General features: G+C 60.1%; 22 protein-coding genes and 1 pseudogene. 11 read left to right on the forward strand and 12 right to left on the reverse strand.

What is annotated here, in order from left to right:
• The first annotated feature begins 3 nt into the window (after window positions 1–3).
• Complete coding sequence (locus N8H22_RS06525) at window positions 4–969, forward strand: alpha/beta hydrolase (protein WP_264589799.1); 966 nt, start codon at window positions 4–6, stop codon at window positions 967–969.
• A 78-nt stretch (window positions 970–1,047) separates the two neighbouring features.
• Complete coding sequence (locus N8H22_RS06530) at window positions 1,048–1,809, forward strand: hypothetical protein (RefSeq protein ID WP_264589800.1); 762 nt, start codon at window positions 1,048–1,050, stop codon at window positions 1,807–1,809.
• 23 nt (window positions 1,810–1,832) lie between these two features.
• On the opposite strand, the gene prmB is transcribed toward N8H22_RS06530, so the two are convergent.
• Entirely contained in the window at window positions 1,833–2,756 is a 924-nt protein-coding gene (prmB, locus tag N8H22_RS06535) for a 50S ribosomal protein L3 N(5)-glutamine methyltransferase (RefSeq protein WP_264589801.1), read from the reverse strand.
• A 359-nt stretch (window positions 2,757–3,115) separates the two neighbouring features.
• Between prmB and N8H22_RS06540 the strand changes: the two genes are divergently transcribed.
• The 4 genes from N8H22_RS06540 (at window position 3,116) to folE (ending at window position 5,433) form a co-directional block, all read left to right on the forward strand.
• Entirely contained in the window at window positions 3,116–3,712 is a 597-nt protein-coding gene (locus tag N8H22_RS06540) for a cysteine hydrolase family protein (protein WP_264589802.1), read from the forward strand.
• 86 nt (window positions 3,713–3,798) lie between these two features.
• Window positions 3,799–4,116, forward strand: a complete 318-nt coding sequence (locus tag N8H22_RS06545) for a hypothetical protein (RefSeq protein ID WP_264589803.1) — start codon at window positions 3,799–3,801, stop codon at window positions 4,114–4,116.
• Between the two features lie 87 nt (window positions 4,117–4,203).
• Entirely contained in the window at window positions 4,204–4,761 is a 558-nt protein-coding gene (locus tag N8H22_RS06550; protein WP_264589804.1) for a Smr/MutS family protein, read from the forward strand.
• Between the two features lie 126 nt (window positions 4,762–4,887).
• On the forward strand, window positions 4,888–5,433 hold the full coding sequence (gene folE / locus N8H22_RS06555; protein ID WP_264589805.1) for a GTP cyclohydrolase I FolE: 546 nt from the start codon (window positions 4,888–4,890) through the stop codon (window positions 5,431–5,433).
• A 104-nt stretch (window positions 5,434–5,537) separates the two neighbouring features.
• Here folE and N8H22_RS06560 read toward each other — a convergent pair whose 3' ends face one another.
• Both N8H22_RS06560 and N8H22_RS06565 read right to left on the reverse strand, forming a co-directional pair.
• Window positions 5,538–6,140, reverse strand: a complete 603-nt coding sequence (locus N8H22_RS06560; RefSeq protein ID WP_264589806.1) for a glutathione S-transferase family protein — start codon at window positions 6,138–6,140, stop codon at window positions 5,538–5,540.
• A 30-nt stretch (window positions 6,141–6,170) separates the two neighbouring features.
• Complete coding sequence (locus tag N8H22_RS06565) at window positions 6,171–7,340, reverse strand: PLP-dependent aminotransferase family protein (RefSeq protein ID WP_264589807.1); 1,170 nt, start codon at window positions 7,338–7,340, stop codon at window positions 6,171–6,173.
• 80 nt (window positions 7,341–7,420) lie between these two features.
• Here N8H22_RS06565 and N8H22_RS06570 point away from each other — a divergent pair, with 80 nt between their 5' ends.
• Window positions 7,421–7,867, forward strand: a complete 447-nt coding sequence (locus tag N8H22_RS06570; RefSeq protein ID WP_264589808.1) for a MarR family transcriptional regulator — start codon at window positions 7,421–7,423, stop codon at window positions 7,865–7,867.
• Window positions 7,868–7,971: 104 nt separating this feature from the next.
• On the opposite strand, the gene rpsA is transcribed toward N8H22_RS06570, so the two are convergent.
• The 8 genes from rpsA to mtnA all read right to left on the reverse strand — a co-directional run bounded on the left by rpsA (window position 7,972) and on the right by mtnA (window position 20,277).
• On the reverse strand, window positions 7,972–9,654 hold the full coding sequence (gene rpsA / locus N8H22_RS06575; protein ID WP_264589809.1) for a 30S ribosomal protein S1: 1,683 nt from the start codon (window positions 9,652–9,654) through the stop codon (window positions 7,972–7,974).
• A gap of 183 nt (window positions 9,655–9,837) precedes the next feature.
• A complete protein-coding gene (gene cmk / locus N8H22_RS06580; RefSeq protein WP_264589810.1) occupies window positions 9,838–10,527 on the reverse strand; it encodes a (d)CMP kinase in 690 nt (229 codons plus the stop codon).
• On the reverse strand, window positions 10,524–12,767 hold the full coding sequence (locus N8H22_RS06585; protein WP_264589811.1) for a bifunctional prephenate dehydrogenase/3-phosphoshikimate 1-carboxyvinyltransferase: 2,244 nt from the start codon (window positions 12,765–12,767) through the stop codon (window positions 10,524–10,526). The genes cmk and N8H22_RS06585 overlap by 4 nt, the downstream gene beginning before the upstream one ends.
• On the reverse strand, window positions 12,764–13,873 hold the full coding sequence (hisC, locus tag N8H22_RS06590) for a histidinol-phosphate transaminase (RefSeq protein ID WP_264589812.1): 1,110 nt from the start codon (window positions 13,871–13,873) through the stop codon (window positions 12,764–12,766). The genes N8H22_RS06585 and hisC overlap by 4 nt, the downstream gene beginning before the upstream one ends.
• 92 nt (window positions 13,874–13,965) lie before the next feature.
• A complete protein-coding gene (gene pheA / locus N8H22_RS06595) occupies window positions 13,966–15,063 on the reverse strand; it encodes a prephenate dehydratase (RefSeq protein ID WP_264589813.1) in 1,098 nt (365 codons plus the stop codon).
• Complete coding sequence (gene serC / locus N8H22_RS06600) at window positions 15,063–16,148, reverse strand: 3-phosphoserine/phosphohydroxythreonine transaminase (RefSeq protein WP_264589814.1); 1,086 nt, start codon at window positions 16,146–16,148, stop codon at window positions 15,063–15,065. Before serC ends, pheA begins: the two co-directional genes overlap by 1 nt.
• Window positions 16,149–16,254: 106 nt before the next feature.
• Window positions 16,255–19,062 carry a DNA gyrase subunit A gene (gene gyrA, locus N8H22_RS06605; protein ID WP_264589815.1) on the reverse strand — a complete coding sequence of 936 codons (2,808 nt, stop codon included), beginning with the start codon at window positions 19,060–19,062 and terminating at the stop codon, window positions 16,255–16,257.
• 138 nt (window positions 19,063–19,200) lie between these two features.
• Window positions 19,201–20,277: an S-methyl-5-thioribose-1-phosphate isomerase gene (gene mtnA, locus N8H22_RS06610; protein ID WP_264589816.1), complete on the reverse strand. Its 1,077-nt coding sequence runs from the start codon at window positions 20,275–20,277 to the stop codon at window positions 19,201–19,203.
• 459 nt (window positions 20,278–20,736) lie between these two features.
• Here mtnA and N8H22_RS06615 point away from each other — a divergent pair.
• From N8H22_RS06615 to N8H22_RS06630, 4 genes and pseudogenes are all read left to right on the forward strand, one after another.
• Window positions 20,737–20,841, forward strand: a pseudogene (locus N8H22_RS06615) (hypothetical protein); the annotation flags it as partial.
• 47 nt (window positions 20,842–20,888) lie between these two features.
• Complete coding sequence (locus tag N8H22_RS06620) at window positions 20,889–21,659, forward strand: 3-hydroxybutyrate dehydrogenase (RefSeq protein ID WP_264589817.1); 771 nt, start codon at window positions 20,889–20,891, stop codon at window positions 21,657–21,659.
• 306 nt (window positions 21,660–21,965) lie between these two features.
• Window positions 21,966–23,609, forward strand: coding sequence for a methyl-accepting chemotaxis protein (locus tag N8H22_RS06625; protein WP_264589818.1), 1,644 nt, complete (start codon window positions 21,966–21,968; stop codon window positions 23,607–23,609).
• 299 nt (window positions 23,610–23,908) lie between these two features.
• Window positions 23,909–24,298: a hypothetical protein gene (locus tag N8H22_RS06630; RefSeq protein ID WP_264589819.1), complete on the forward strand. Its 390-nt coding sequence runs from the start codon at window positions 23,909–23,911 to the stop codon at window positions 24,296–24,298.
• A 559-nt stretch (window positions 24,299–24,857) separates the two neighbouring features.
• On the opposite strand, the gene N8H22_RS06635 is transcribed toward N8H22_RS06630, so the two are convergent.
• Window positions 24,858–25,511: a SprT family zinc-dependent metalloprotease gene (locus tag N8H22_RS06635; protein WP_346658371.1), complete on the reverse strand. Its 654-nt coding sequence runs from the start codon at window positions 25,509–25,511 to the stop codon at window positions 24,858–24,860.
• Between the last annotated feature and the right edge of the window lie 81 nt (window positions 25,512–25,592).

Raw genomic sequence — 25,592 nt, forward strand, 5'->3', positions numbered from 1 at the left:
TCCATGCGCGCCCTGCTGATACTGCTGCTATTGATCATGCCCACCCCGTTCGCTCAGGCCCAGACTCTCCTCACCCAGGCCCTCAATCTGGACACCGGCAACGGCGTACTGCAAGGCAGCCTGCTGTTGCCGAAAAGCAACCAGCCGGTACCGGTGGCGCTTTTGATCGCCGGCTCAGGCCCCACCGACCGTGACGGCAACAATCCTGCAGGGCCCAACGACAGCCTCAAGCGTCTAGCCCAGGGCCTGGCAAAACTGGGCGTAGCCAGCTTGCGCTACGACAAGCGCGGTGTGGGCGCAAGCCTCGCCGCCGCACCGGACGAGCGCGATCTGAGCGTCGAGGCCTATGTCAGCGATGCACTGGCCTGGAGCGCGAAACTCAAGCGCGACTCGCGCTTCGGTAAGCTGATCCTCATCGGTCATAGCGAAGGTGCGCTGATCGCCAGCCTCGCAGCACCGCAGTCCGGGGCCGTGGCGCTGGTGAGCATCGCCGGCAGCGGCCGGCCCATCGCCGATGTTCTGCGCGAACAGCTGCAAGGCCGGCTTCCTCCCGCACTGCTCGCCAGCAGCCATTTCCTGCTTGACGAGCTCCAGGCCGGTCGCCTCCATGCGCAGGTACCCGAACCGCTGCACGTGCTGTTCCGACCCAGTGTGCAGCCCTATCTGATTTCGCTGTTTCGCCAGAATCCGGCGGACGCCTTCGCTGCTGCTGGCGTGCCGGCGCTGATCGCTCAGGGTACCGAGGACATTCAGGTCGGCATCGAGGATGCTCAGGCGCTCAAACGCGCCAAGCCCGACGCAGTCCTTGCGCTGGTCGGCGGAATGAATCACATCCTGCGCATCGTGCCGGCGAACACCCGCCAACCATTAGCGTCCTACGATGATCCGGGCTTGCCAATCGCCCAGCCGCTGCTCATGAACATTCGCGACTTCCTGATCAGCAATGGCGTTCTGCCACCCTCTAGTTAGGCATCGCGCCGCCGATATCACGCGTGACACGGCAGGAAGCTAGCGCCCAAGCCGTGCGCATGGCCAAGGAACGCGCAGATGACCGACCCCAACGCACAAGACACTCCGCCTCCGCCACAGCATCCCTGGGCGGATCTGTTGCCTGAACGATTTCGCCTGCTGCGCCTGGCACCGTTACCTACCGAGCGAGATGGCGGCGCTCGGCCATTGCGCTTCGTAGAACTGGCTCAGGTCGAACGCCATAGCCCGGAGCAAAGCTTGCTGCGACTGCACATCCACCTGCCGGGACAGGCCCGCTCCAGGAAACACAACCTTCTGGAAGTCTGGGCGGATCATCGCAGCAAGGAACTGCGCTTCGGCCCGGACTCCGGCCTGAATATCGAGCCGGCCAACCGCGGGCTCGGACGCTTCTTGCTCGCCCAGGGCATCGCCTGGGCACAGAAGCGCTGGTCGCATTACCTGGTCGAGGGGGGCTCGCTGCCAAGGGACGTATCCAGCGACGACGCGCAACTACGACGCGACCACTGCCTACGGACGCAGGGCTTCGATATCGATTACGCGCAGGCCTCGGGAAAAGCGAGCTATGGAGCCCCGCGGGTCAGTGCCCTGCGTGCAGACTGGAACGAAGAGAAGGTACAGATCATCGAGTTGCTCGACGCTGCAGCAATGCTCGAGCAGGCTGATCGCAACTTGCTCGAACAGGACAATCGCATTCGTGAAATGCAGGAACGGATGAGTCGTCTGCGTCGCGAGGACGGCGCGCTGCGCTTCACCATCGTCTGCCTGATCGCTTTCGCACTGTTCCAGGCCGGTCTGCTGATCTGGATGGCGACTCGCTAACGTCTATCCAAGCAGCACCGACCTCAGCAGCGCTGCATCCGCTCGCGGAACAGCGCCTGATGCTCGCGACACTGCTTGGCAGCCAGCAGGAATACGCCATGCCCCCCTTTGGCGAACTCCAGCCAGGTGAACTCCACTTCTGGATACAACGCCTCGACATGCGCCTGGCTGTTGCCCACTTCGACGATCAGCGTGCCGTGCTCGGTGAGATGGTCGGCCGCCTCGGCGAGCATGCGCCGCACCAGATCCAGGCCATCATCGCCGCAAGCCAGCCCCAGCGCCGGCTCGTGATAGTATTCCTCAGGCATATCAGCGAAATCTTCGGCGTCGACGTACGGCGGATTGGAGATGATCAGATCGAAGCGCTGCCCGGGCAGGCCGTCGAAACCGTCGCTCTGCACGGTATAGACGCGCTCCTCCAGCCCATGCTGTTCGATGTTGCAATTGGCCACTTCCAGCGCATCGAATGACAGATCGGCAAGCACCACTTCGGCGTCGAGAAACTCGTATGCGCAGGCGATGCCGATGCAGCCGGAGCCGGTGCATAGGTCGAGAATCCGCGCCGGGTCCTTCGGCAACCAGGGACGAAAGCGTTGCTCGATCAGCTCGGCAATCGGTGACCGCGGGATCAGCACACGCTCGTCGACGATAAATGGCAGACCGCAGAACCAGGCCTCGCCAAGCAGGTATGCCGTTGGCACTCGCTCCTCGATGCGTCGGCGCAGTAACGTCTGCAGCTGCTCGCACTCGTCATCCTCGAGGCGGCAGTCGAGGTAGCTGTCGGACATTTCCCACGGCAGATGCAAGGCGCCAAGCACCAGCTGCCGGGCCTCGTCCCAGGCATTGTCCGTACCATGACCGAAGAACAGGTGCGCACCGTGAAACTGGCTGACAGCCCAACGAATGTAGTCACGCAGAGTGCGCAAGCGGGAAGGCGAAGCGGTCATGACAGCGTCTCCGGTAAAAGGCGCGGGAGTTTAACAGCGTGCGTATACAGCTGCGAGCGGAGTCGGCAGCGTCGAACGAGCTGTCAAACCTCGGCAGAACTTTCTGCCGCAGCGATGCGAAATCGCCGAGATCAGCTGCTATCGATCTGTAAATGCGCATATTGATTTCAGCACAAACGAGCGCCGGCGCAGTACCCTTGCGACCGCTTACCTGCAAGATGAACAGCAGAAAACCAAAGCAGCGGACCCTGATAAAGCGCCGAGACGCTGTCGCGGCCAAGCGGTGACGTTCGGCCAAGACGGTTCACATTGCTCAAGTCTGGCGCCACAATCAGCCCCCCATTCAAAAGGAGTCGGTAATGACCAAGCCACAGACCATGCTTCAACTCAGTGGCCGCAGCTACGCACCCGCAACACTGGCAAACGCCACTCTGCTGGTCATCGACGCTCAAGAGGAATACCGCAGCGGCGTCCTGGCGTTGCCAGCGCTGCCTACCGCACTTCCGCAGATCACCCGTCTCCTGGCCGCCGCGCGGGAAGCCGGCGCACCGATCGTACATGTTCATCATTTGGGGATCACCGGAGGGCTGTTCGATCCACAGGGTTTCCGCGGCCAGATCATGCCCGAAGCCGCGCCGCTACCGGGTGAAGCGGTGGTCGCCAAGCGTCTGCCCAACGCCTTCGCCGGTACGGACCTCCATGAGCTACTGCAGAAGCACGGCCGGCTAGACATCATCGTGTGCGGGTTCATGACGCACTCCAGCATCAGCACTACTGTTCGCGCGGCCAAGGACTATGGCTATCGCTGCACCTTGGTAGACAGCGCTTGCGCGACACGCAATCTGCCGATGGGCGATGGCACGGTGGACGCCGAGCAGGTGCATCGCATGGAAATGACCATACTGGCGGACAATTTCGCCGTCTGCGTACCCAATGTCGAGGCACTAACCCGCTAAGCCTCGCCGCCAGCGGTGCCTTGCCAGCCGAATGAACCTGACCGGGGCCTGCCAGTCACAGCCCTGTTCATCGAGAGGTAACCGCAATGAAGCGTTCCGATGGTTTCAATGCTCGCCGTCTGCGTTCCCAAGAGTACAGAAGTTGGCCCCTGCGCCTTGGCTCGGTGATCGGTGCCGTTCTGTTCGTCGGAGGGATGCTGCTTTTTATCGCTGGGCTGGTTTCCCTTTTCGGCCGCGGCGAAGCGCTTGGCGCATTGGCCGCGGAAGATGCTGCGACCGCGGCCTTGGTGCTTGGCCTACTCTTGCTCGGGAGCGGCGCCATTGTTTGGCGCTGGTGTCGTCGTCGAGTTCGTCAATCCAGCGATCTCAGTCTTTCGCCGAAACTGATGAAACGGCGTGACTAGCCTCATAGACCGCTTTCCCGCGTCATGACGTTCCAAGTGGGTCACCATATCGCGCTTGGGTTAAACTGGCGCGCTGCTGGAGGTCCTATGCAAGACGACGACTTTTCCCTTTTTCAATCCGCGGTGCAGGGCGTAAAGCCCATCAAGCACGACCGTGCCGACACTGGAAAACCCCGTGGCAATCGTGAGCTGATCGATAAGCGACGCGCGAATGCCCAGGTAAGCAGCGAACAAACCCGCGTCGACGGCCTGTCCGATCAGTTCGTCATCGACGTTGGCGCTGAGGACGAACTCTATTGGGCTCGGGATGGCGTCCAGGATGCGCAGATACGCAAACTGAAAGCCGGACAGATCCCCTTCGAAGGCAGCCTTGATCTGCACGGTCTTTCGGTAGAAAAGGCACGTGAACAGCTCTGGGATTTCATCGCCGAGGCCATCAAGTACGAGATTCGCTGCGTACGGGTTACGCATGGCAAGGCCGCGCGCCTCGATGGCAAGCGACCGTTGATCAAGAGTCACGTCAACACCTGGCTGCGTCAGCACCCTCAGGTGCTCGGCTTCACCTCCTGCGTACCGCGACATGGCGGAGCGGGCGCGGTTTACGTGATGCTCAAACGCACGATGCTGGAAGGGCGAGATGAATAACACCTATCGCCACAACGGTATACAGCCCGGTATTCAGCCAGGCCGCCCTGCTTAGCACTTGCCAGCCGAACGGCTGCCGCCTACCCTTTCGCGTTCGCGCTCCCATGCAGCCTGACAGGTAGTTCAATGTCCCTGGAACAACACTACACCGAGATCCTTGCCCAACTGGGCGAAGACGTTACCCGCGAAGGTTTGCTCGACACGCCCAAGCGCGCCGCCAAAGCCATGCAGTACCTGTGCAAGGGCTATCAGCAGACACTCGAAGAAGTCACCAACGATGCGCTGTTCAGCTCCGATAACAGCGAGATGGTGCTGGTGAAGAACATCGAACTGTATTCGCTGTGCGAACACCACATTCTGCCCTTCATCGGGAAGGCCCATGTCGCCTACCTGCCCAACGGCAAGGTGCTGGGGCTTTCCAAGGTGGCGAGGATTGTCGACATGTACGCACGACGCCTACAGATCCAGGAAAACCTGACCCGGGAAATCGCTGAGGCCGTTCAGCAGGTAACCGGCGCCGCGGGGGTAGCGGTGGTTATAGAGGCCCAGCACATGTGCATGATGATGCGCGGGGTCGAGAAGCAGAACTCATCGATGGTGACCTCAGTGATGCTCGGTCAATTCCGTGAGAACGCCGCGACCCGCGCCGAGTTTCTCGGCCTGGTCAAATAAGTCACCCGAGATTCAGCTCAAGACTTAGGGGGCGCGGACCTCGCGCTCCCTCTTTCGCCTGCCGCAATCACGTTTCTCCGAAGCTGGCGCGATAGTCCGACTGTTCAGTCAAACATTCCCACGTGCCGTGGATGACTGGCGACCCGCTGCAACCACGCACGAATTGCCGGGTAGCCGGAAAGATCAAAGCCCCCCTCTTCCGCCACATGGGTATAGGCGTAGAGCGCAACATCCGCGATCGAGTAGCGATCGCCGACCAGATAGGGCGTGCGCAACAACTGCTGCTCCATCACGTTAAGCGCGTGATAGCCATCCAGCTGCTTGGCTTCGTACTCCTCGCGACGGTCTTCCGGCATACCAAGGTAGACCTTGATGTAACGTGCCACCGCAAGGAAAGGCTCGTGGCTGTACTGCTCGAAAAATTGCCATTGCAGCACCTGAGTACGCAGACGCGGGTCACTTGGCAGGAACTCGCTACCCTCGGCCAGATAATTCAGGATCGCATTGGATTCCCACAGGCAGGACCCATCCTCTAACTCGAGCACGGGAATCTTGCCGTTGGGGTTCTTCTTGAGAAACTCTTCCGAACGCGTTTCACCGCGCAGGATGTTGACCGGCACCCATTCATACGGCTGATCGAGCAGATGCAACATCAGCTTGATCTTGTAGCAGTTGCCGGACCGGTAATCGCCATAAACCTTGTACATGCCTCTCCCCCAGAACCGCGCCAGCAAACCTCAGGCAGCTTGTTCGGCAGCCACCGCATCGCGAATCACCCCCGCCAATCGGCGCAACCCCTCGCCTAGCCGCTCCGGTGCCACGTGGCTAAAGTTCAGCCGCAAGTACCCCAGGTGCTGATCGGGCTCGATGAAGAATGGCTCGCCTGGCATGAACACCACATCTTGAGCGAGGGCGGGCTTGAGCAATGTGCGAGTATCCAGTGGCTGCTTGAGCGCAAGCCAGAAGAACAAGCCGCCCTCCGGCACCTCCCACGTCGCCAGATCGGCGAAGTGTTCGAGCAGTGCAGCCTGCATCGCATCGCGGCGCAAGCGATAGAAGTCCCGCAACTCGGCCAGATGATCACTGTACTGCTGGCTACCCAGCCATTGCAGAGCCTGCCACTGTCCGATTCGGTTGGTGTGCAGATCCGCTGACTGTTTCAGTCGCAACAAATACGGAAACAGATCGGGAGTGGCGATCAGGTAGCCAACCCGAAGACCGGGCAACAGCGTCTTCGAGACCGTGCCGGTATAGATCCAGCTCGCCTTCTGCAGCCGGCTTACGATGGGCTTCGCGCTGCCTTGGTCGAATACCAACTCGCGGTAAGGCTCATCCTCGATCAGCGTCACTCCGAACTCATCCAGCAAAGCTGCAACCGCCTCACGCTTGGCCTCGCTGTAGCGCACGGCAGAAGGATTCTGGAAGGTCGGAATCAGGTAGGCGAACGCGGGTCTGTGCCGTTCAAGGCGCTGCCGCAGTGCCGCCAACTCCGGCCCATCGGCTTCCTGAGGGACCGCAAGACAGTGAGCTCCGAATAGCTGAAAGGCCTGCAGCGCGGCAAGATAAGTAGGCGCCTCGACCAGCACCTCGGTGCCGGGATCGATGAACAACTTCGATGCCAGATCCAACGTCTGCTGAGAACCGCTGACGATCAACACCTGACTCGCTTCGCACGGCACGCCAAGTGCCCGCGCTTGCGCCGCGATCATTTCTCGCAGTGCCGGTTCGCCCTCGCTCATGCCGTACTGCCCCATGCTCGCCGGCATCTCCGTCCAATCAACCTTCGGCAACATCGGCTCAGCAGGCAACCCGCCAGCAAAGGACATTACTTCCGGTCGCTGCGCGGCAGCCAGGATTTCACGGATAAGCGAGCTTTTCAGGCGGTCGATGCGTTCGGAGAAGGCCATTTGAGTACCAGATGCGGAGGCGGTAAAAATGAGTCAAACTGCTTGACTAAAATTACGCCCGCCACGACAAATACGTCAATATGCCTGACCTAAAAAAAAGCTCTGTCCAGCGGCAGACGATGGAAACCTTTTTCCTGGGATACCAAGCCTTCACCGCCAAGCCTGACGAGATACTTGCACGCCGTGGCCTTTCGCGTGTACATCACCGAATTCTCTTCTTCATTGGCAGCTACCCCAACCTGAGCGTAAAGGAGCTGCTCGGCTACCTCGGCGTCAGCAAGCAAGCACTCAACATCCCCCTGCGCCAGCTAATCGAGATGCACCTGGTGGAAAGTCTTCCTGCCGAAGACGATAAGCGAAAACGCATGCTCCGCTTCACGATGGAGGGGGCCAAGCTGGAACAGCAGCTTCGTAGAGAACAGGTGCGCCTACTGGAGAAGGTATTCGCTGAGATTGGCGAAGACGCAGTAGAGAACTGGCTGCAAGTCAACCACGCGTTAGCGGTTCGCGGACACAAAGCGCACTGAACTGCACGTTTGAAACTGGCAGCGGCTTAAGATCCTGCCGCCGAATTGCGAACACAAAAAAGGGCGACCGAAGTCGCCCTTTTTTTCATGGGTAAACCCGAATCTTAATTCTGGTTTTCCATCTGAGCACGGATCAGATCACCGATGGTGGTCGGGCCGGTGCTTTCAACTTCCTGCTTGGTGCGCAGCTCTTTCATCGCGTCCTTTTCGTCTTCGACGTCTTTGGACTTGATGGACAGGCTGATCACGCGGGACTTGCGGTCGATGCTGATGATCTTGGCTTCGACTTCGTCGCCTTCCTTCAGCACGTTACGCGCATCTTCAACGCGGTCACGGCTGATTTCGGACGCCTTCAGGGTCGCTTCGATGTCGTTGCCCAGATCGATGATGGCGCCTTTGGCGTCAACTTCTTTCACGGTACCGCGAACGATGCTGCCCTTGTCATTCACAGCGGCGTAGTTGGAGAACGGATCGTCTTCCAGCTGCTTGATGCCCAGGGAGATACGCTCGCGCTCCGGGTCGACCGACAGAATGACGGTGTCCAGCTCGTCGCCCTTCTTGAAGCGGCGAACGGCCTCTTCACCCGGCTCGTTCCAGGAGATGTCGGACAGGTGAACCAGACCGTCGATGCCGCCGTCCAGACCGATGAAGATACCGAAATCGGTGATCGACTTGATGGTGCCGGAGATACGGTCGCCCTTGTTGAACTGGCTGGAGAAGTCTTCCCACGGGTTGGACTTGCACTGCTTGATGCCCAGGGAGATGCGACGACGCTCTTCGTCGATATCCAGAACCATGACTTCCACTTCGTCGCCGACCTGAACGACCTTGGACGGGTGGATGTTCTTGTTGGTCCAGTCCATTTCGGACACGTGCACCAGACCCTCGACGCCTTCTTCCAGCTCGGCGAAGCAGCCGTAGTCGGTCAGATTGGTCACGCGAGCAGTGACACGGGTGCCTTCCGGGTAGCGTGCCTTGATGGCAACCCATGGGTCTTCGCCCAGCTGCTTCAGACCCAGCGATACGCGGTTGCGCTCGCGATCGAACTTCAGCACCTTGACGTCGATCTCGTCGCCAACATTGACGATTTCCGACGGATGCTTGATACGCTTCCAGGCCATGTCGGTGATGTGCAACAGACCATCGACGCCGCCCAGATCAACGAACGCACCGTAGTCGGTGAGGTTCTTGACGATACCCTTGACCTGCTGACCTTCCTGCAGGGATTCCAGCAGAGCTTCACGCTCGGCACTGTTCTCGGCTTCCAGGACACTGCGGCGAGAAACGACAACGTTGTTGCGCTTCTGGTCCAGCTTGATGACCTTGAACTCGAGTTCTTTGCCTTCCAGGTGAGCGGTATCGCGCACCGGACGCACATCGACCAGAGAGCCCGGCAGGAACGCACGGATGCCGTTGACGTCGACGGTGAAGCCACCCTTGACCTTGCCGTTGATGACGCCCTTGACCACTTCTTCTGCAGCGAAAGCCGCTTCCAGAACAATCCAGGATTCCGCGCGCTTGGCCTTCTCACGGGACAGCTTGGTTTCACCAAAGCCATCTTCAACCGCGTCCAGCGCAACGTGGACCTCGTCACCCACCTTGATGGTCAGCTCGCCCTGCTCGTTGTAGAACTGCTCGACCGGGATGACGCCCTCGGATTTCAGACCGGCATGTACAGTGACCCAGTCACCGTCGATGTCGACCACCAGACCGGTGATGATGGCACCCGGCTGCATGTCGAGGGACTTAAGGCTTTCTTCAAAAAGTTCTGCGAAGCTTTCGCTCATGTTGATTCCTGCTGTTTTCGGGCGAGAATCCGCCCAATCTCCACATCCCAGACGATATGGGTTCATTCATATAAAAAAAGGCCTGTGGGACTGGGTCTGGTCTCCCACATGCCTCCTTGTTAACAACTCAGCGAGGTGATTACTCACATCGTCGAGTTGTTTAGTCGCCTTTCGGCGCTCCGATCATCCTGCCAAATCGCGCTTGGCGACTTCGCCCAGAATCTGTTCCAGCACCTGCTCGATGGAAAGTGTAGTGGAATCCAGCTGAACCGCATCAATTGCAGGTCTCAACGGAGCCACCGCACGCTGGGTGTCGCGTTCGTCGCGCGCCCGAATCTCCTCGAGAAGACTCGCGAGGTTAACATCATCGCCACGCGCCTTCAACTGCAGGAAACGCCGGCGGGCACGTTCTTCCGCACTCGCGGTGAGAAAAATCTTCAGCGGCGCGTCTGGAAACACGACAGTTCCCATGTCCCGCCCGTCGGCCACCAGACCGGGCGCCTCGCGAAAAGCTTTTTGCCGCTGCAGCAGCGCCTCGCGGACCGCCGGCAAAGCCGCAACCTGCGACGCACCGGCGCCGACCTGTTCATTGCGGATGGCCTCGGTAACGTCTTCTCCTTCCAGGATGATGACCATACCGTGCCCCTCACGCGCCGCGCCGAACTGCACGTCTAGGTGTGCCGCCAGCACCTTCAGCGCCTCCTCATTGGAGAGGTCGACACCGTGGTTACACGCTGCGAAGGCCAATAGCCGATATAGCGCTCCGGAATCCAGAAAATTCCAGCCAAGCGTGCCGGCTAGCAGCGCCGCGACGGTACCTTTGCCCGAGCCACTCGGGCCATCAATGGTAATGACTGGTATCGAGCCGATCATGATCCGCCCTCCGAGTGCACCCGCATTCCAGCCCGCTCGGCCAGTGCGAGGAAATTGGGAAACGATGTCGCGACGTTGGCGCAGTCATGAATGCGGATCGGTGCCGAGGCTCGCAGCGCTGCCACGCTGAAGGACATGGCAATGCGGTGATCGCCGTGCGCCCAGACTTCACCGCCGCCCATCGCCCCACCTTCAATGACGATGCCGTCCGGAGTGGGCTCGGCCTGGATACCCAGAGTCTGCAGTCCATCAGCCATGACCTGGATTCGATCCGATTCCTTCACCCGCAACTCCTCGGCTCCACGAAGCGTTGTACGCCCTTCTGCGCAGGCCGCGGCGATGAACAGCACGGGGAACTCATCGATTGCCAGCGGCACCAATTGCTCGGGAATATCAATACCTTTGAGGCCGGCCGCACGCACACGGATGTCCGCCACAGGCTCTCCTCCGACTTCGCGCTGGTTCTCCAGGGTGATGTCGGCCCCCATCAGCTTCAGGATGTCGATCACACCAGTACGTGTCGGATTGATTCCCACATGCTCGAGCAGCACATCTGAATCTGGAGAGATGCTCGCTGCAACCATGAAGAAGGCCGCCGAGGAAATATCGGCCGGCACCTCGATATGTGTAGCCGTGAGCTTGTGACCACACTCTACGGTCGCCGTGCTGCCATCCACCTTCACCGGGTAACCGAAGCCGCGCAGCATGCGCTCGGTATGATCGCGGGTCGGTGCCGGCTCCGTTACGGACGTCTGGCCAGACGCGTACAACCCCGCAAGCAGCAGACAGGACTTGACCTGCGCGCTGGCCATCGGCATGTCGTAGTGCATGCCGACAAGCTGTTGCCCCCCGCGAATGGTCAACGGTGGGCGACCATCCGTGGCAGTTTCGATCACCGCGCCCATCTCGCGCAGCGGTTTGGCCACGCGATTCATCGGCCGTTTGGACAGCGAAGCGTCGCCGGTCAGCGTGGTGTCGAATGGCTGCGCCGCCAGCAAACCGGACAACAGGCGCATGGAGGTACCGGAATTACCTAGATAGATAGGGCCAGGCGGCGGCTTGAGACCATGCAGACCCACGCCGTGTACGGTCACCCGCCCCTGGTGCGGGCCCTCTATGACCACTCCCATGTCACGAAACGCCTGGATGGTGGCCAGCGCGTCTTCGCCCTCGAGAAAACCCTCTACTTCCGTGGTGCCTTCGGCGAGCGAGCCGAGCATGATCGAGCGGTGGGAAATCGACTTGTCGCCAGGTACGCGCAGCCGCCCCGCCAGGCTACCGCCTGGATTGGCGAGGAAAATCAGATCATTGGAATGCATAACGTCCACATAAGCTCTGCGAGCCAGTATTTTACTGAAATGTTCGCGGGCAGCCTTGGCGCGGGTAAACACGCCGAGCAGCTTGCGCCCGTCTCCTTCATCGACCGCGGCGCGCAACGCGTCGAGGTCGCTACGAAAATCATCCAGGGTATGCAGCACCGCTTCGCGATTGGCGAGAAAGATGTCATGCCACATCACCGGATCGCTGCCGGCAATGCGAGTGAAGTCGCGAAAGCCACCTGCCGCATAGCGAAAGATTTCTAGGTTTTCGTGGCGCTTGGCCAGCGAGTCCACCAGGCCGAACGCCAGAAGATGCGGTAGATGACTGGTCGCAGCTAGCACTTCATCGTGGTGTCGTACTTCCATGTGCTCGACATCCGCACCAAGCGCCGCCCACAGCCGGTGCACCAGGGCAAGCGCTGCAGGATCGGTATTTTCCAGCGGCGTCAGGATCACCTTGTGCCGGCGGAACAACTTGCTCTGCGCAGAGGTAACGCCACTCTGCTCGGAACCTGCGATCGGATGCCCCGGTACGAACCGCTGGGGCATGCTACCGAACACTGTGCTAGCGCAGCGCACCACATTGCCCTTGGCGCTGCCGACGTCAGTCAGCACCGCGTCGCCAAGCTCGAGCTGTGCCAGTTGCGCGAGCAATTTTTCCATGGCAAGAATCGGCACGGCGAGCTGGATCACCTCCGCACCGGCGCACGCCTCCTCGAGCGTGTCAGCGCAGCGATCGACGACTCCAAGCTCGACCGCCAATTCGCGAGACCGAGCATCCAGGTCGAAACCGACCACTTCCCGACACAGGTTTAGCTCGCGCAGCCCCTTGGCGAAAGAGCCGCCGATCAGGCCGAGACCGATGACCACCAACCGGCCAACAATGGGTACATCGGCGACTTTCGCCGTGGTTTCGCTCACGAAGCAAGCACCTTGTGCAGCACCTCGATGAAGCGTGCATTCTCCGCCTCGGTACCGATGGAAACGCGCAAGAAGGTCGGCATGCCGTAACTGGCTATCGGCCGCACGATCACGCCCTCGCGCAGCAGCGCCTGGTTGATCGGGGCCGCATCCCGAGCAAAATCTACAGCGATGAAATTGCCTTTCGAGGCAATCCACTGTAAGCCCAACTCCGCAAACGCGGTTTCCAGCTGGCGCATGCCAGCCGTATTGGCCTTGCGGCTGGCCGTGAGGTACTCGGTGTCATCCAGTGCTGCACAGGCCGCGGCCAAGGCCAGGCTGTTGACATTGAATGGCTGGCGCACCCGGTTGAGCACGCCGGCGATCTGCGCCGAGGAGATCGCATAACCTACCCGCAACGCTGCCAGACCATAGGCCTTGGAAAAGGTCCGCGATACCAGCAGATTGGGATGCGCCGCGAGAAACTCGAGTCCGTCCGGCAAATCACTGCCTTCGGCATACTCGATATAGGCCTCGTCCAGCACCACGAGCACCGACTCCGGCACACGCGCCAGAAAGCGCCCGAGCTCGTCGGCGCCGAACCAGGTGCCCGTCGGATTGTTGGGGTTGGCAATGAACACCACGCGGGTGTTCTCGTCGATCGCAGCAGCCATGGCGTCTAGGTCGTGTCCCCAGTTCTTCGCCGGCACCACCTTGCCGGTCGCACCGACGGCCTGAGTCGCGATGGGATAGACGGCAAAGGCATGCTCGCTGAACACTGCATTCAGCCCCGGCGCCAGATAGGCACGAGCCACCAGCTCGAGGATGTCGTTGGAACCGTTGCCCAAGGTGATCTGCTCGCTGCGTACGGCGTAGCGCTGCGCCAGACGCTGTTTCAACGCGAAACCGTTGCCGTCCGGGTAGCGGGTCAGTTCGGGAAGCTCCGCCTGGATGGCTGCCAAGACCTTGGGGCTCGGCCCGAGCGGATTCTCGTTACTGGCCAGCTTGACGATGCCGGCAGGGTCCAGATTCAATTCACGCGCCAGTTCATCGACAGGCTTGCCGGGCACGTATGGCGACAGTTTTTGCACGCCCGGCTGCGCCAGGGCGAGGAAATCACAGCTCATAGAAAAGTCTCAAGCTTGCAGCTGCAAGCCACAAGCAAAAGCCAGGCGTCGATCCGCTTGAAGCTTGAGACTTGTGCTTGCCGCCAGAGTATTTAAAGCACTGCCTTCGGATAGGAACCAAGCACCTTCAGTGCTACCGCCTCTTGGCCGATTTTCTCCAGCACGTCCTTGATCAAAGGATCCTGGTGATGCCCAAGGAAGTCGATGAAGAACACATAGGTCCACTTGCCGCTGCGTGACGGACGCGTCTCGATACGCGTGAGATCGATGCCATTGGCGTGGAAAGGGACCAGCAGTTCGTGCAGCGCACCCGGCTTGTTGCGCATCGACACGATGATCGACGTCTTGTCATCGCCAGTGGGCGGCACTTCCTGGCTGCCGATAATGAGGAATCGCGTGGAGTTATCCGGTCGGTCCTCGATCTTCTCGGCGAGTTTACGCAGACCATACAATTGAGCGGCCATGTCACCAGCGATCGCCGCGGAATTCCATTCGCTTTTCACCCGCTTCGCTGCATCGGCATTGCTGGAAACCGCCACACGTTCCACGTTCGGATAATGCGAGTCCAGCCACTTGCGGCACTGCGCCAAGGACTGGGCATGGGAGTAGATGCGCGTGATTCGATCGGTTTTGGTCGTCTCGCCCACCAGCAAATGATGGTGAATCCGCAGCTCGACCTCGCCACAGATGACGATGTCGTGTTCGAGGAAGCTGTCGAGAGTATGGTTGACCGCACCTTCAGTGGAGTTCTCCACCGGCACCACGCCGAAATTCACCGCGCCGGCGACAACCTCGCGGAACACTTCGTCGATCGCAGCCATCGGCTTGCTGATCACTGAGTGACCGAAGTGCTTGAGCGCAGCAGCCTGAGAGAATGTGCCTTCCGGCCCCAAATAGGCCACTCGCAGCGGTTGCTCGAGCGCCAGGCAAGAGGACATGATCTCGCGAAACAGGCGCGCAATCTCCTCGTTGTCCAGCGGCCCTTTGTTCAGCTCCATGATGTGCTTGAGCACCCACGCCTCGCGCTCCGGACGATAGAACACCGCCTGTTCGCCCTCGGCCAGGGTGGCGGTTTTCACTCGCGCAACGTCCTGGGCGCAACGCGCACGTTCGCTTATCAGCTCGAGGATCTTCTCATCGAGGCTGTCGATGCGTACGCGCAGCGCCTTGAGTTGATCGGCGTCGCTCATCAGCCGTGCTCCTTCTCGAACTCGGCCATGTAGGCAACCAGCGCCAGCACCGCGTCCAGACCGACCGCGTTGTAAATCGACGCACGCATGCCACCAACCGAGCGATGGCCTTTCAGGTTGAGCAGCCCGCGTGCATCTGCGCCGGCGAGGAACACCTTGTCCAGGCGCTCGTCCGCCAAGCGGAACGGAACGTTCATCCAGGAACGCGCATTGATACTGATAGGATTGGTGTAGAACTCGCTGGAGTCGATGAAACCGTAGAGCAGTTCCTTCTTGGCACGGTTGCGCTGCTCCATCGCCTCAACTCCACCCTGCTCCTTCAGCCACTCGAACACCAGCCCGGAGAGGTACCAGGAAAAGGTCGCCGGGGTGTTGTACATCGAGCCGTTGTCGGCGGCGACCTTGTAATCGAGCATGGTCGGGCAGCTGGAGCGGGCGCGGCCGAGCAGGTCTTCCCGGACGATTACCACCACCAAGCCGGATGGCCCGATGTTCTTCTGCGCGCCGGCGTAGATCAAACCGAACTGCGACACATCAATCGGACGCGACAGGATATCGGACGACATGTCCACTACCAGCGGGGTATCCCCCAGATCCGGCACCCAGTCGAACTGCAGGCCGCCGATGGTTTCGTTGCTGGCATAGTGCAAATAGGCAGCGTTGTCGCTCAGTTGCCACTCGTTCTGACCGGGAATGGCGAAGTAGTCGTAAGGCTTGGCCGTGGCCGCCACATTGACGATCCCGAAGCGACGCGCTTCCTCGATGCTTTTGCGCGACCAGATACCGGTATCGACGTAATCAGCAACGCCATCTTCGGGCAGCAGATTCAGCGGGATCTCGGCGAACTGCTGACTGGCACCGCCCTGCAGGAACAACACCTTGTAGTCGGAAGGAATCGACAACAGGTCACGCAGATCCTGCTCGGCCTTGCTGGCGATAGCCGTGTAATCGTCACTACGGTGACTCATTTCCATGACCGACAGGCCTTTGCCCTGCCAGTCGAGGAGTTCCGCCTGGGCGCGTTGCAGTACAGCTTCCGGAAGTGCAGCCGGACCGGCGCAGAAGTTAAAGGCGCGTTTGCTCACGTCGTTTGCTCTCAACTCGAATTAGATAACCAGCCATTCAGAACACTCGCCCCTCACCGGCTTGCGGTGAAAGGCGTCCAGCAGAAGCTATCGCTTGCCGTCGGAATCACTCCTCGTCGTCGGTCGGCACAACATCCGGCGACACGTCGCCACCACCGCCCAGCAACTCGTCTTCGCTCGGCTCAGTGCTGACCACAGGCATCTCCTTTTCCAGCGCGTTCTCGTCGAGGATGGCCTCGATGTCGTCCAGCACCTCTTCTTCCGACGGTTCCTGCACCCGCTCAAGGCCGACCAGATGCTCGTCCTTGCTCAGCTTGATCAGGGTAACACCCTGAGTGTTGCGCCCCAGCGACGACACCTCATCGACCCGCGTGCGGACCAGCGTGCCCTGATCAGAGATCAGCATGATCTCTTCACCCTCGAGCACCTGCACGGCGCCGACCAGAGGACCGTTACGCTCATTGGTGACCATGGCGATCACGCCCTGACCACCGCGACCGCGACGCGGGAATTCGGCCATCGCAGTGCGCTTGCCATAGCCTCGCTCGGATGCCGTCAAAATCTGCGCGCCTGGCTCGGGGATCAGCATCGAGATGATCCGCTGCCCTTCCAGCAGGCGCATGCCACGCACACCGCGCGCATTGCGCCCCATGATGCGCACCTTGCTCTCCTTGAAGCGGATGACCTTGCCGCCATCGGAGAACATCATCACTTCGCGTGCGCCATCGGTGACTGCAGCAGCAATGAGGGTGTCGCCCTCCTCCAGCTTCAGCGCAATCAGACCCGACGTACGTGGACGACTGAACTGCACCAGCGGCGTCTTCTTCACGGTACCTTTGGCTGTGGCCATGAAGATGTAGGCGCCGGTCGGCTCATCCTTCGCATCATCATCGCCCTCGTCGGATTCGCTTTCATCGGATTCGTCGTGTTCGATGACCAGCGCATCGTCGTCTAGCTCCTCGTCGCCTTCCGGCGCCTGCTTGCGCAGCGCCTCGAGATCGACCTGCAGCATCGCGGTGATGCGCTCACCCTCATCGAGTGGCAGCAGGTTGACCAGCGGTCGGCCACGAGAGGTACGCGACGCTTCGGGAATCTCGTAGGTCTTGAGCCAGTACACCTTGCCCTTGCTGGAGAACAGCAAGAGCGTGGTGTGGCTGTTGGCGACCAGCAGATGCTCGACGTAATCCTCTTCCTTCACTCCGGTTGCGGCCTTGCCGCGGCCACCGCGGCGCTGCGCCTGGTAGGCGGCCAGCGGCTGCGACTTGGCGTAGCCGCCGTGGGAAATGGTCACCACGCGCTCTTCTTCGGTGATCAGATCAGCCAGGGTCAGATCCAGGCGCGACTCGAGAATCTCGGTGCGCCGCGCATCGCCGAAGTCACGCTTGACGTTCTCCAGCTCCTCGCGGATGACTTCCATCAGCCGCACCGGGCTGGTCAGAATGCGGATCAACTCGCCGATCTGGGTGAGAATCTCCTGGTATTCGCTGAGCAGTTTCTCGTGCTCGAGCCCGGTCAGACGGTGCAGGCGCAGATCGAGGATAGCCTGAGCCTGTTCAGGTGAAAGGAAGTACTTGCCATCACGCAGGCCGTACTGCGGATCCAGCCCTTCCGGGCGACAGGCGTCCGCCCCGGCACGCTCCACCATCGCCTCGACCGCAGTCGATTCCCAGGCCGTGGAGATCAGCGCATCCTTGGCTTCAGCCGGCGTTGGCGAGGCTTTGATCAGCGCGATAACCGGATCGATGTTGGACAGCGCGACTGCCTGGCCTTCAAGGATGTGACCACGCTCGCGGGCCTTGCGCAGCTCGTAGACGGTACGCCGGGTAACGACTTCGCGGCGATGCCGAACGAAGGCTTCCAGCAGTTCCTTAAGATTCAGCGTGCGCGGCTGACCATCGACCAGCGCCACCACGTTGATGCCGAAAACGCTCTGCAGCTGGGTCTGTGCATAGAGGTTGTTGAGAATCACCTCGGGCACTTCGCCACGGCGCAGTTCGATGACCACGCGCATGCCGTCCTTGTCGGACTCGTCACGCAGCTCGGTGATGCCTTCGATCTTCTTCTCTTTCACCAGCTCGGCGATCTTCTCGATCAGCCGCGCCTTGTTCAGCTGGTAAGGCAGCTCGGTGATAACGATCTGCTGGCGCCCGCCTACCTTATCGATATCTTCAATATCGGCGCGTGCACGGATATAGATGCGGCCGCGGCCGGTACGATAGGCCTCGATGATGCCAGCACGGCCATTGATGATACCGGCGGTGGGGAAGTCGGGCCCGGGAATGAACTGCATGAGCTCATCGATGGTGATATCGGCATTGTCGATCAGCGCCAGACAGCCATCGATGACTTCGCCCAGGTTATGCGGCGGAATGTTGGTCGCCATGCCTACCGCAATACCGCTGGACCCGTTGACCAGCAGGTTGGGGATCTTGGTCGGCATGACCGCTGGAATCTGCTCGGTGCCGTCGTAGTTCGGCACCCAGTCCACGGTTTCTTTGTCCAGGTCCGCGAGTAGCTCATGCGCCAGTCGTGCCATGCGCACTTCGGTATAACGCATGGCCGCCGCGGAGTCGCCGTCGACCGAACCGAAGTTACCCTGGCCGTCGACCAGCATGTAGCGCAGCGAGAACGGTTGCGCCATGCGTACGATGGTGTCGTAGACAGCCGAATCGCCGTGCGGGTGATACTTACCGATCACGTCACCGACCACACGGGCGGACTTCTTGTACGGCTTGTTCCAGTCGTTGCCCAGCTCGCTCATGGCAAAGAGCACGCGGCGATGCACCGGCTTCAAACCATCGCGCGCATCAGGCAGCGCCCGCCCGACGATGACGCTCATGGCGTAATCGAGGTAGGACTGCTTCAGTTCGTCTTCGATATTGACCGGGAGGATTTCTTTGGCCAGTTCGCCCATGGAAGCCTGGTTCCTTATAGTCAGCAGGGTCCTGCGATAAGCGCGGGATGGTAACACAGGTCAGGCGGCGCGGGCTTCAGCCAGCAGGCGCGAAGCAACTGCCGACAAAGCCGCACGAACGCCCTGACATGCCGTAAATCAGTGCAAGCGTCTGCGGCTCATCAGTGCCGCCATCTTGGCGGCGTTGGGGCGCTCGACCACGCCTTTCTCGGTAACGATCGCATCGATCAGGTCGGCTGGCGTGACATCGAACACCGGGTTGAACGCCTCAACATCCGCGGCGAACCGCTGCCCGTTGACTTCCAGCAGCTCCGCGCCGGCACGTTCCTCGATCGGGATCTCCTCGCCGGTTTCCAGCTCCATGTCGATGGTCGAGCTCGGCGCCACCACCATGAACCGCACGCCGTGGTGCATGGCGAGCACCGCCAGCGAGTAGGTGCCGATCTTGTTCGCCACATCGCCATTGGCGGTAATGCGATCGGCGCCAACGATGATCCAGCTGATGCCACGCGTTTTCATCAGATGCGCCGCCGCCGAATCTACGTTCAGGCACACTGGCACCCCTTCACCTGCCAGCTCCCAGGCAGTCAGGCGCGAGCCCTGCAGCCAGGGGCGGGTTTCATCGACATAGACGCACTCGACCAGCCCCTCCAGATGGGCAGCACGGATCACCCCCAACGCGGTGCCAAAGCCTCCTGTAGCGAGGGCGCCGGTATTGCAGTGGGTCAACAGGTTCTGCGGATTGCCCTGATGCTTGCGAATCAGCTCGACACCGAACTGAGCCATGGTCAGATTGGCTTCGCGATCACTTTCGTGAATCGAAACAGCCTGTGCTTCAAGCGCGACCAGAGGATCTTCGCCGGGCTTGAGCCGTTCCAGTCGCTCGCGCATCTGAGTCAGCGCCCAGAACAAGTTGACGGCGGTCGGACGAGATTCTGCGAGGAGCTGGAAGTCCTCCTCAAGAGCCAGACGCCAGTCACCACCGCTGGCGAGCCGAGCACGCAGCCCCATCACCAGACCATAGGCGGCGCTGATACCGATGGCCGGAGCCCCACGCACCACCATATCGCGTATAGCGCCGGCAACGTCGGCGACCGAGTCATAGGTGTGCCAGAGTTCTTGCGTCGGCAGCTTGCGTTGATCCAACAAGCGCAGCCGACCCTCGCACCAGTCGATCGACTTCACCTTCTCCGCCGCCAGCAAGCGCTCGCGCATGACCATTCCCCAGCAATCAACAAAAGCCGGCAATTATACGCGGAAGCGACGGCCCGTATCGTGAAGTCGCAAACTCAAACTCGCGAAACCACAACTTTGCATTGATTTCTTCCATCCCTGAACCGCCCCCATGCCTCGCCACCACCCGCCGGATCCGGATTCCAGAAGCACATTCATGTACAGGATTCTGGGCGCTATCCCGTCAAGCTATTCGGCTAGTGTCCAGCTTTCGAGACACATCGATCCGCTCACGATCAACTGGCTCCTGAAAATGCTCCGGATATCAACCAATTAGCGGCTGGTATGGTTCTAGCCTGCAGCCCATGCGCGGGCGTTACGCACTCACAAGAACAAACCGTGCCTGCGACGTTTTCGTTCGCAAGGCCAGGAGATCCAACCAATAAGCGTGATCTTCGCCCTTGCTGCATTGGCCGTGCTGATGCTTGCCGCTTACCGCGGCTAACTCACCGCGAGCCTTACAAAGACCTCTTCGCCATCACACTGATCGCCACTACCGCGACGATCTTCATCATCGGCGTGTTCTACGCTACCGGCATCGTCTGATTACCTTTGCGCCGGCGGCAGCCGGCGCCTTCAAGGAGATAACTACAATGAATCTTGCAGGCAAAACCGCCCTCGTCACCGGCTCCACCAGCGGCATCGGCCTTGGCATCGCGTGTCGGCTGGCCATGGCTGGCGCAAACTTGGTAATCAACGGTTTCGGCGATGTCGAGCAGGCGCTGGGCGCGGTACGTCGCACCGGTGGGCAGGTGCGTCATCATCCAGCGGACATGAGCGATCCCGAGGAGATCGCCGCGCTCGTTGCCTTCGTCGAAAGCGAATTCGGCGCGCTAGACATCCTGATCAACAATGCCGGCATTCAGCATGTCGCACCGGTGGACGAATTTCCCGTGGAGCGCTGGGACAGCATCATCGCCATCAACCTGTCGTCAACCTTCCACACCACCCGGCTGGCGCTGCCCGGGATGCGCAAACGTGGCTGGGGACGCATCATCAACATCGCTTCGGTACACGGACTGGTCGGCTCTGCAGGCAAAGCCGCCTATGTCGCTGCCAAGCACGGCGTAGTCGGCCTGACCAAGGTGATTGCACTGGAAACCGCACGTGAAGCCATTACCTGCAATGCCATTTGCCCTGGTTGGGTGCTCACACCACTGGTTCAGCAACAGATCGACGACCGCGCGCAGGCCGATGGCGACCGTCTGCGGGCCCGTCACGACCTGCTTGCCGAGAAACAGCCATCGCTGGAATTCGTCACACCCGAACAGCTCGGCGAGTTGACGCTCTATCTGTGCAGTGATGCGGCGGCGCAGGTCCGCGGCGTGGCCTGGAACATCGATGGTGGCTGGATCGCTCAGTAACAACCGATAAGGCATTCATGAACAATCACGCCGCTCCCTAGCGCCCTCCCATGCCCGGAAATTCAGTTGGAGGTCGGCATACAACACTGACGCACCACGTCTCATGCCTGCTCTGAAGCGCCGAGCGCCGGACCATCCGAAGCAGACGATCAGCTCATCAAGCTGGCCATCAGCTGTGCAAACAGGTTAGGGAGAGGCAAAAATACTGCAATACCTATACACCTAGGTATTTTTGTATAGCTTTGTGATATCTTTTCGCCACCGCAGCCATTTCCAGCCATTGACTGCCTCAGCGAGAGATCCCCAATGAATCTGACCGTAAAGTTGAAACTAGGCCTGAGCTTCGCCGCACTGACCCTTGTCGTGCTGTTCGTCTCCGTTCTGAGCCTGTTTGAGTTGGCCAGGTCCAACAACACGTTCCTGGGTTACGTACAAGGTGTAAACGCTCGCCAGGAGCTCGCCGCCCAACTCCTCGTCGCGGCGCAGCGTCGTGCCGTTGCTGCCCGCAACCTGGTGTTGACCGTCGCTGACGTCGATCTGAATCGGGAGCGTGCCGTGGTGCTCGAGGCACACCGCGACGTTCAAACGCGTCTCGAAGATCTGAAAAATGCCTTGGGCAGGCTCCCCGTAACACAGTCAGAAAAAGAGCGGCAGTTGCTTGCCGAGATTTCCCGCGTTGAAGATCTGTACGGACCGGTTGCGCTGAATATCGTGGAGCGCGCCATCGCTGGACAGCGCGATGAAGCCATCGTACGAATAAACCGCGATTGCATCCCGCTGTTGCGGCAGCTCCTGGCTGCAGGAGAAGCCTATATGCAGCACAGTCGAAAGACGGCGAACGATGATGTACAAGCCGAACTCAGCGAATACGAAACTCAGCGCAACCTGATGATTGCAGTCTGCACATGCGCTGTGTTGCTCGCTCTGGGGCTCGGTATTGGCATCGTCAGAAGCCTGCTGCGGACCTTGGGCGCCGAGCCGCTTGAGCTTTCCGCCGCCGCGCAACGCGTGGCCTCCGGCGACATGCGCACCTTACCGGGCGCAGACCAAGCGCCCGCGGGTAGCGTCATGGCGTCTCTTCGCGAGATGCAGCAGCACCTCGGCGAGCTGATCGGCCAAGTGCGCAATTCGGCGCAGACCATATCCGGCGCCGCGGCGGAGCTGTCGAACGCAACCGAACACGCGAGCGCTGGCGTGGTGGCTCAGCGGCAGGAAGTCGATCAGGTCGCCACTGCGATACACGAGATGGCGGCAACCGTTCAGGAAGTCGCTCGCAATTCGGAACAGGCGGCCAGCGCAGCGCTCTGCGCTGATCAGCAAGCCCAGGCCGGTGAGGCCACGGCGCGCGAGGCGGTCAGCCAGATCAAGCAGCTCGCCAAGGAAGTGGCGGAGTCTACCGGTGCCATGGCGCGCCTCAAGCAAGAGAGCGCACAGATCGGAGGTGTATTGGACGTCATCAAGTCCGTCGCCGATCAAACCAATCTACTGGCCTTGAACGCTGCCATCGAAGCGGCACGCGCAGGCGACGCTGGTCGTGGGTTTGCCGTGGTGGCCGATGAAGTTCGCACGTTGGCACGGCGCACTCAGGATGCCACGGTGGAGATCCAATCGCTGATAGAAGGACTACAGCGCATCGCCGAAGAAGCCGCGGCGACCATGCATAACTGCAGTGAGCTAACTGAGCGCACCGTCGCCGGGGTGGACGATACGGGCGCCGCAGTCGCCGATATCACCCGCATGATTACTGCCATTCAGGGGATGATGCAGCAGATTGCAGCTGCAACAGAGGAACAGAGCGCCGTAGCCGAAGAGATCAGTCGTAGCGTCACGCGGGTCAGAGATATTGCCGATGAGTCAGCCGCGTCCACGGAGCAGACCGCCGCCTCCAGCGTGGAACTGGCACGCCTCGGCGGTGCATTGCGCCAGCAAGTCGGACACTTTCAGGTTTAACACCTCGGGAGACGAAGGCTGAAGCCGCGGCAAGGCGGGATGAGGCGACACGGGCCCTGCTGAGGCGGGGCTCGCTGCCGCGGCACCGAAGGTGTCGGTTCCCAACCGGTCGACCACCTTCGGCGCTGCAGCCAGCCACCCATAAGAAGCCTATCCATGAAAGGCTTGATTCTGGGGTCGCAGTTGTTCCCAATGAGGTGGTCGCACCGGGCAATTCGCTGTCGTTAATAACGCGGCTGGGCGTCAACAGTGGCGAGGTCTGGTCTGTCCCGGAACTGGTGGACAGGTAGTTAAGAGCTATGGACTACAGCTGGTTCAAAGACAAGGACGAACGCGCAAAATGTGCTCTGGCATGGAGCTGGCTCGAGAAAAACAAGCCCAGGCTAACGTGGCGCGCCGAGCCCTTTACAAAGCTCACTGAGCTGCTGGAGTTTTTCGACCATAGCGGAGCCTCAGACGAGGAAAAGGAACTCTATGTCGACAAAATTAAGAGGCGCTGGAGCACGCAAAAAACGCGCGAGAAGGCTGTCGAGAAGAAGCAATACAACTTTGTGCTCCCCCTGAGCGTCAACGCAGTCCTGGACAAGCTTGCTGAAGAGCACGAGCTATCCAGAACCAAGGTCTTGGAGATGCTTATCCTGAGCGAGGAACAGCACGAGCTGTATCTCCCGAAACAACCCTCCAGATGAGCCATCTGGAGCCTCGAAAACCCAGTGGCACAAAAAGTGGCACAAAATTCGATCGAGACAGAAAACCATCAGGCATAAAAAAATCCAGTCACCGCTAAGTGACTGGATTTTCTAGGGTTTTTTGGTCGGGACGGAGTGATTCGAACACTCGACCCCTTGCACCCCATGCCGGAGGTCGACCTTACAAAGCATTGATTTTAAAAGGGTAATTCTGAGCGCTCGCTGCAGCCATTGCTCTACTCTATCCAACGGTTTTCAATGGTTCCCCGCAAAAGTCCCTGAAACTAAGTCAGGGATACCCGTAGTCGATCGGCGACACTACACGTTGCCGATAAAGTATGCAGTGCCGATCGTGCATTAATCTGCTTCTCGATACCCTCAATCAACTGATGCACTGCCTGCTCGTCCAGACGTACCCAAGCTGATAATACGGTGGTAGGTAGAACTCATCCGAAGACTCATCGAGGCTGCACTGGTGTTAATCACCTTTTGCGATACGTTTACTTTTCACCCTGCAGGCATGCCAGAGGAGTGATCACTCGCTGCCGCCGCGGCGCTGTCAAATATCCTGCTCCAGCAGAGCGCCATGCTTCTGTAGCCACGCCTTGGCTTTATCCATTGTTGGCGCCTGTGCGTTCACGATGTTCCAGAAACGGGGCGTGTGGTTAGGTTCGATAAGGTGGGCCAGCTCGTGCACCACTACATAGTCGATCACGAACATAGGCGCCTTGATCAAGCGCCAGTTGAAGATCACGTTGTCGTTCGGTGTGCATGAGCCCCAGCGGTATTTGCCGTCCCCGACTTTGGCTTCCTTGTAAGTGACCCCGAGGTGGTTGGCGTACATCTTCACGCGCGGCAGTATTTTCTCCTCGGCGCGCGCCACGAACCAGTTGCGGAATGCCGCTGACTTGCCCGCCAGCGCCTGCGGCACTAAGAATTTCTGCTCGAATCGGATGCCCCCATCGCCTGCCACCAGTTCAATGCGGTAATACCGCCCCAGGTAGGGCAGGGACTCTCCAGCCACCAACTCCTTTCCCGGCGGATGCGGCAGCGGGCTGTATTTCTGTGCATGGCGGGTCTTTTCGTAAAGCCACAGCTTGCGCGATTCCACGATCTGACGAATCTTTTCCGGCGCTGTGCCTTCCGGCGCTTTCACCACTATGGAACGGTCACGCTCGACAGAAATGGTGAGACTCTTGCGCTTCGAGTAGATAACCTTGAATCGCCCCGGATTTCTTAGACACTTTCCAGGCTCAGTAAATGTCGCTTCTCAAACTCTACCGGTGACAGCTGG

The organism is Stutzerimonas sp. S1 (genome assembly GCF_025966695.1).
GTDB lineage: Bacteria > Pseudomonadota > Gammaproteobacteria > Pseudomonadales > Pseudomonadaceae > Stutzerimonas.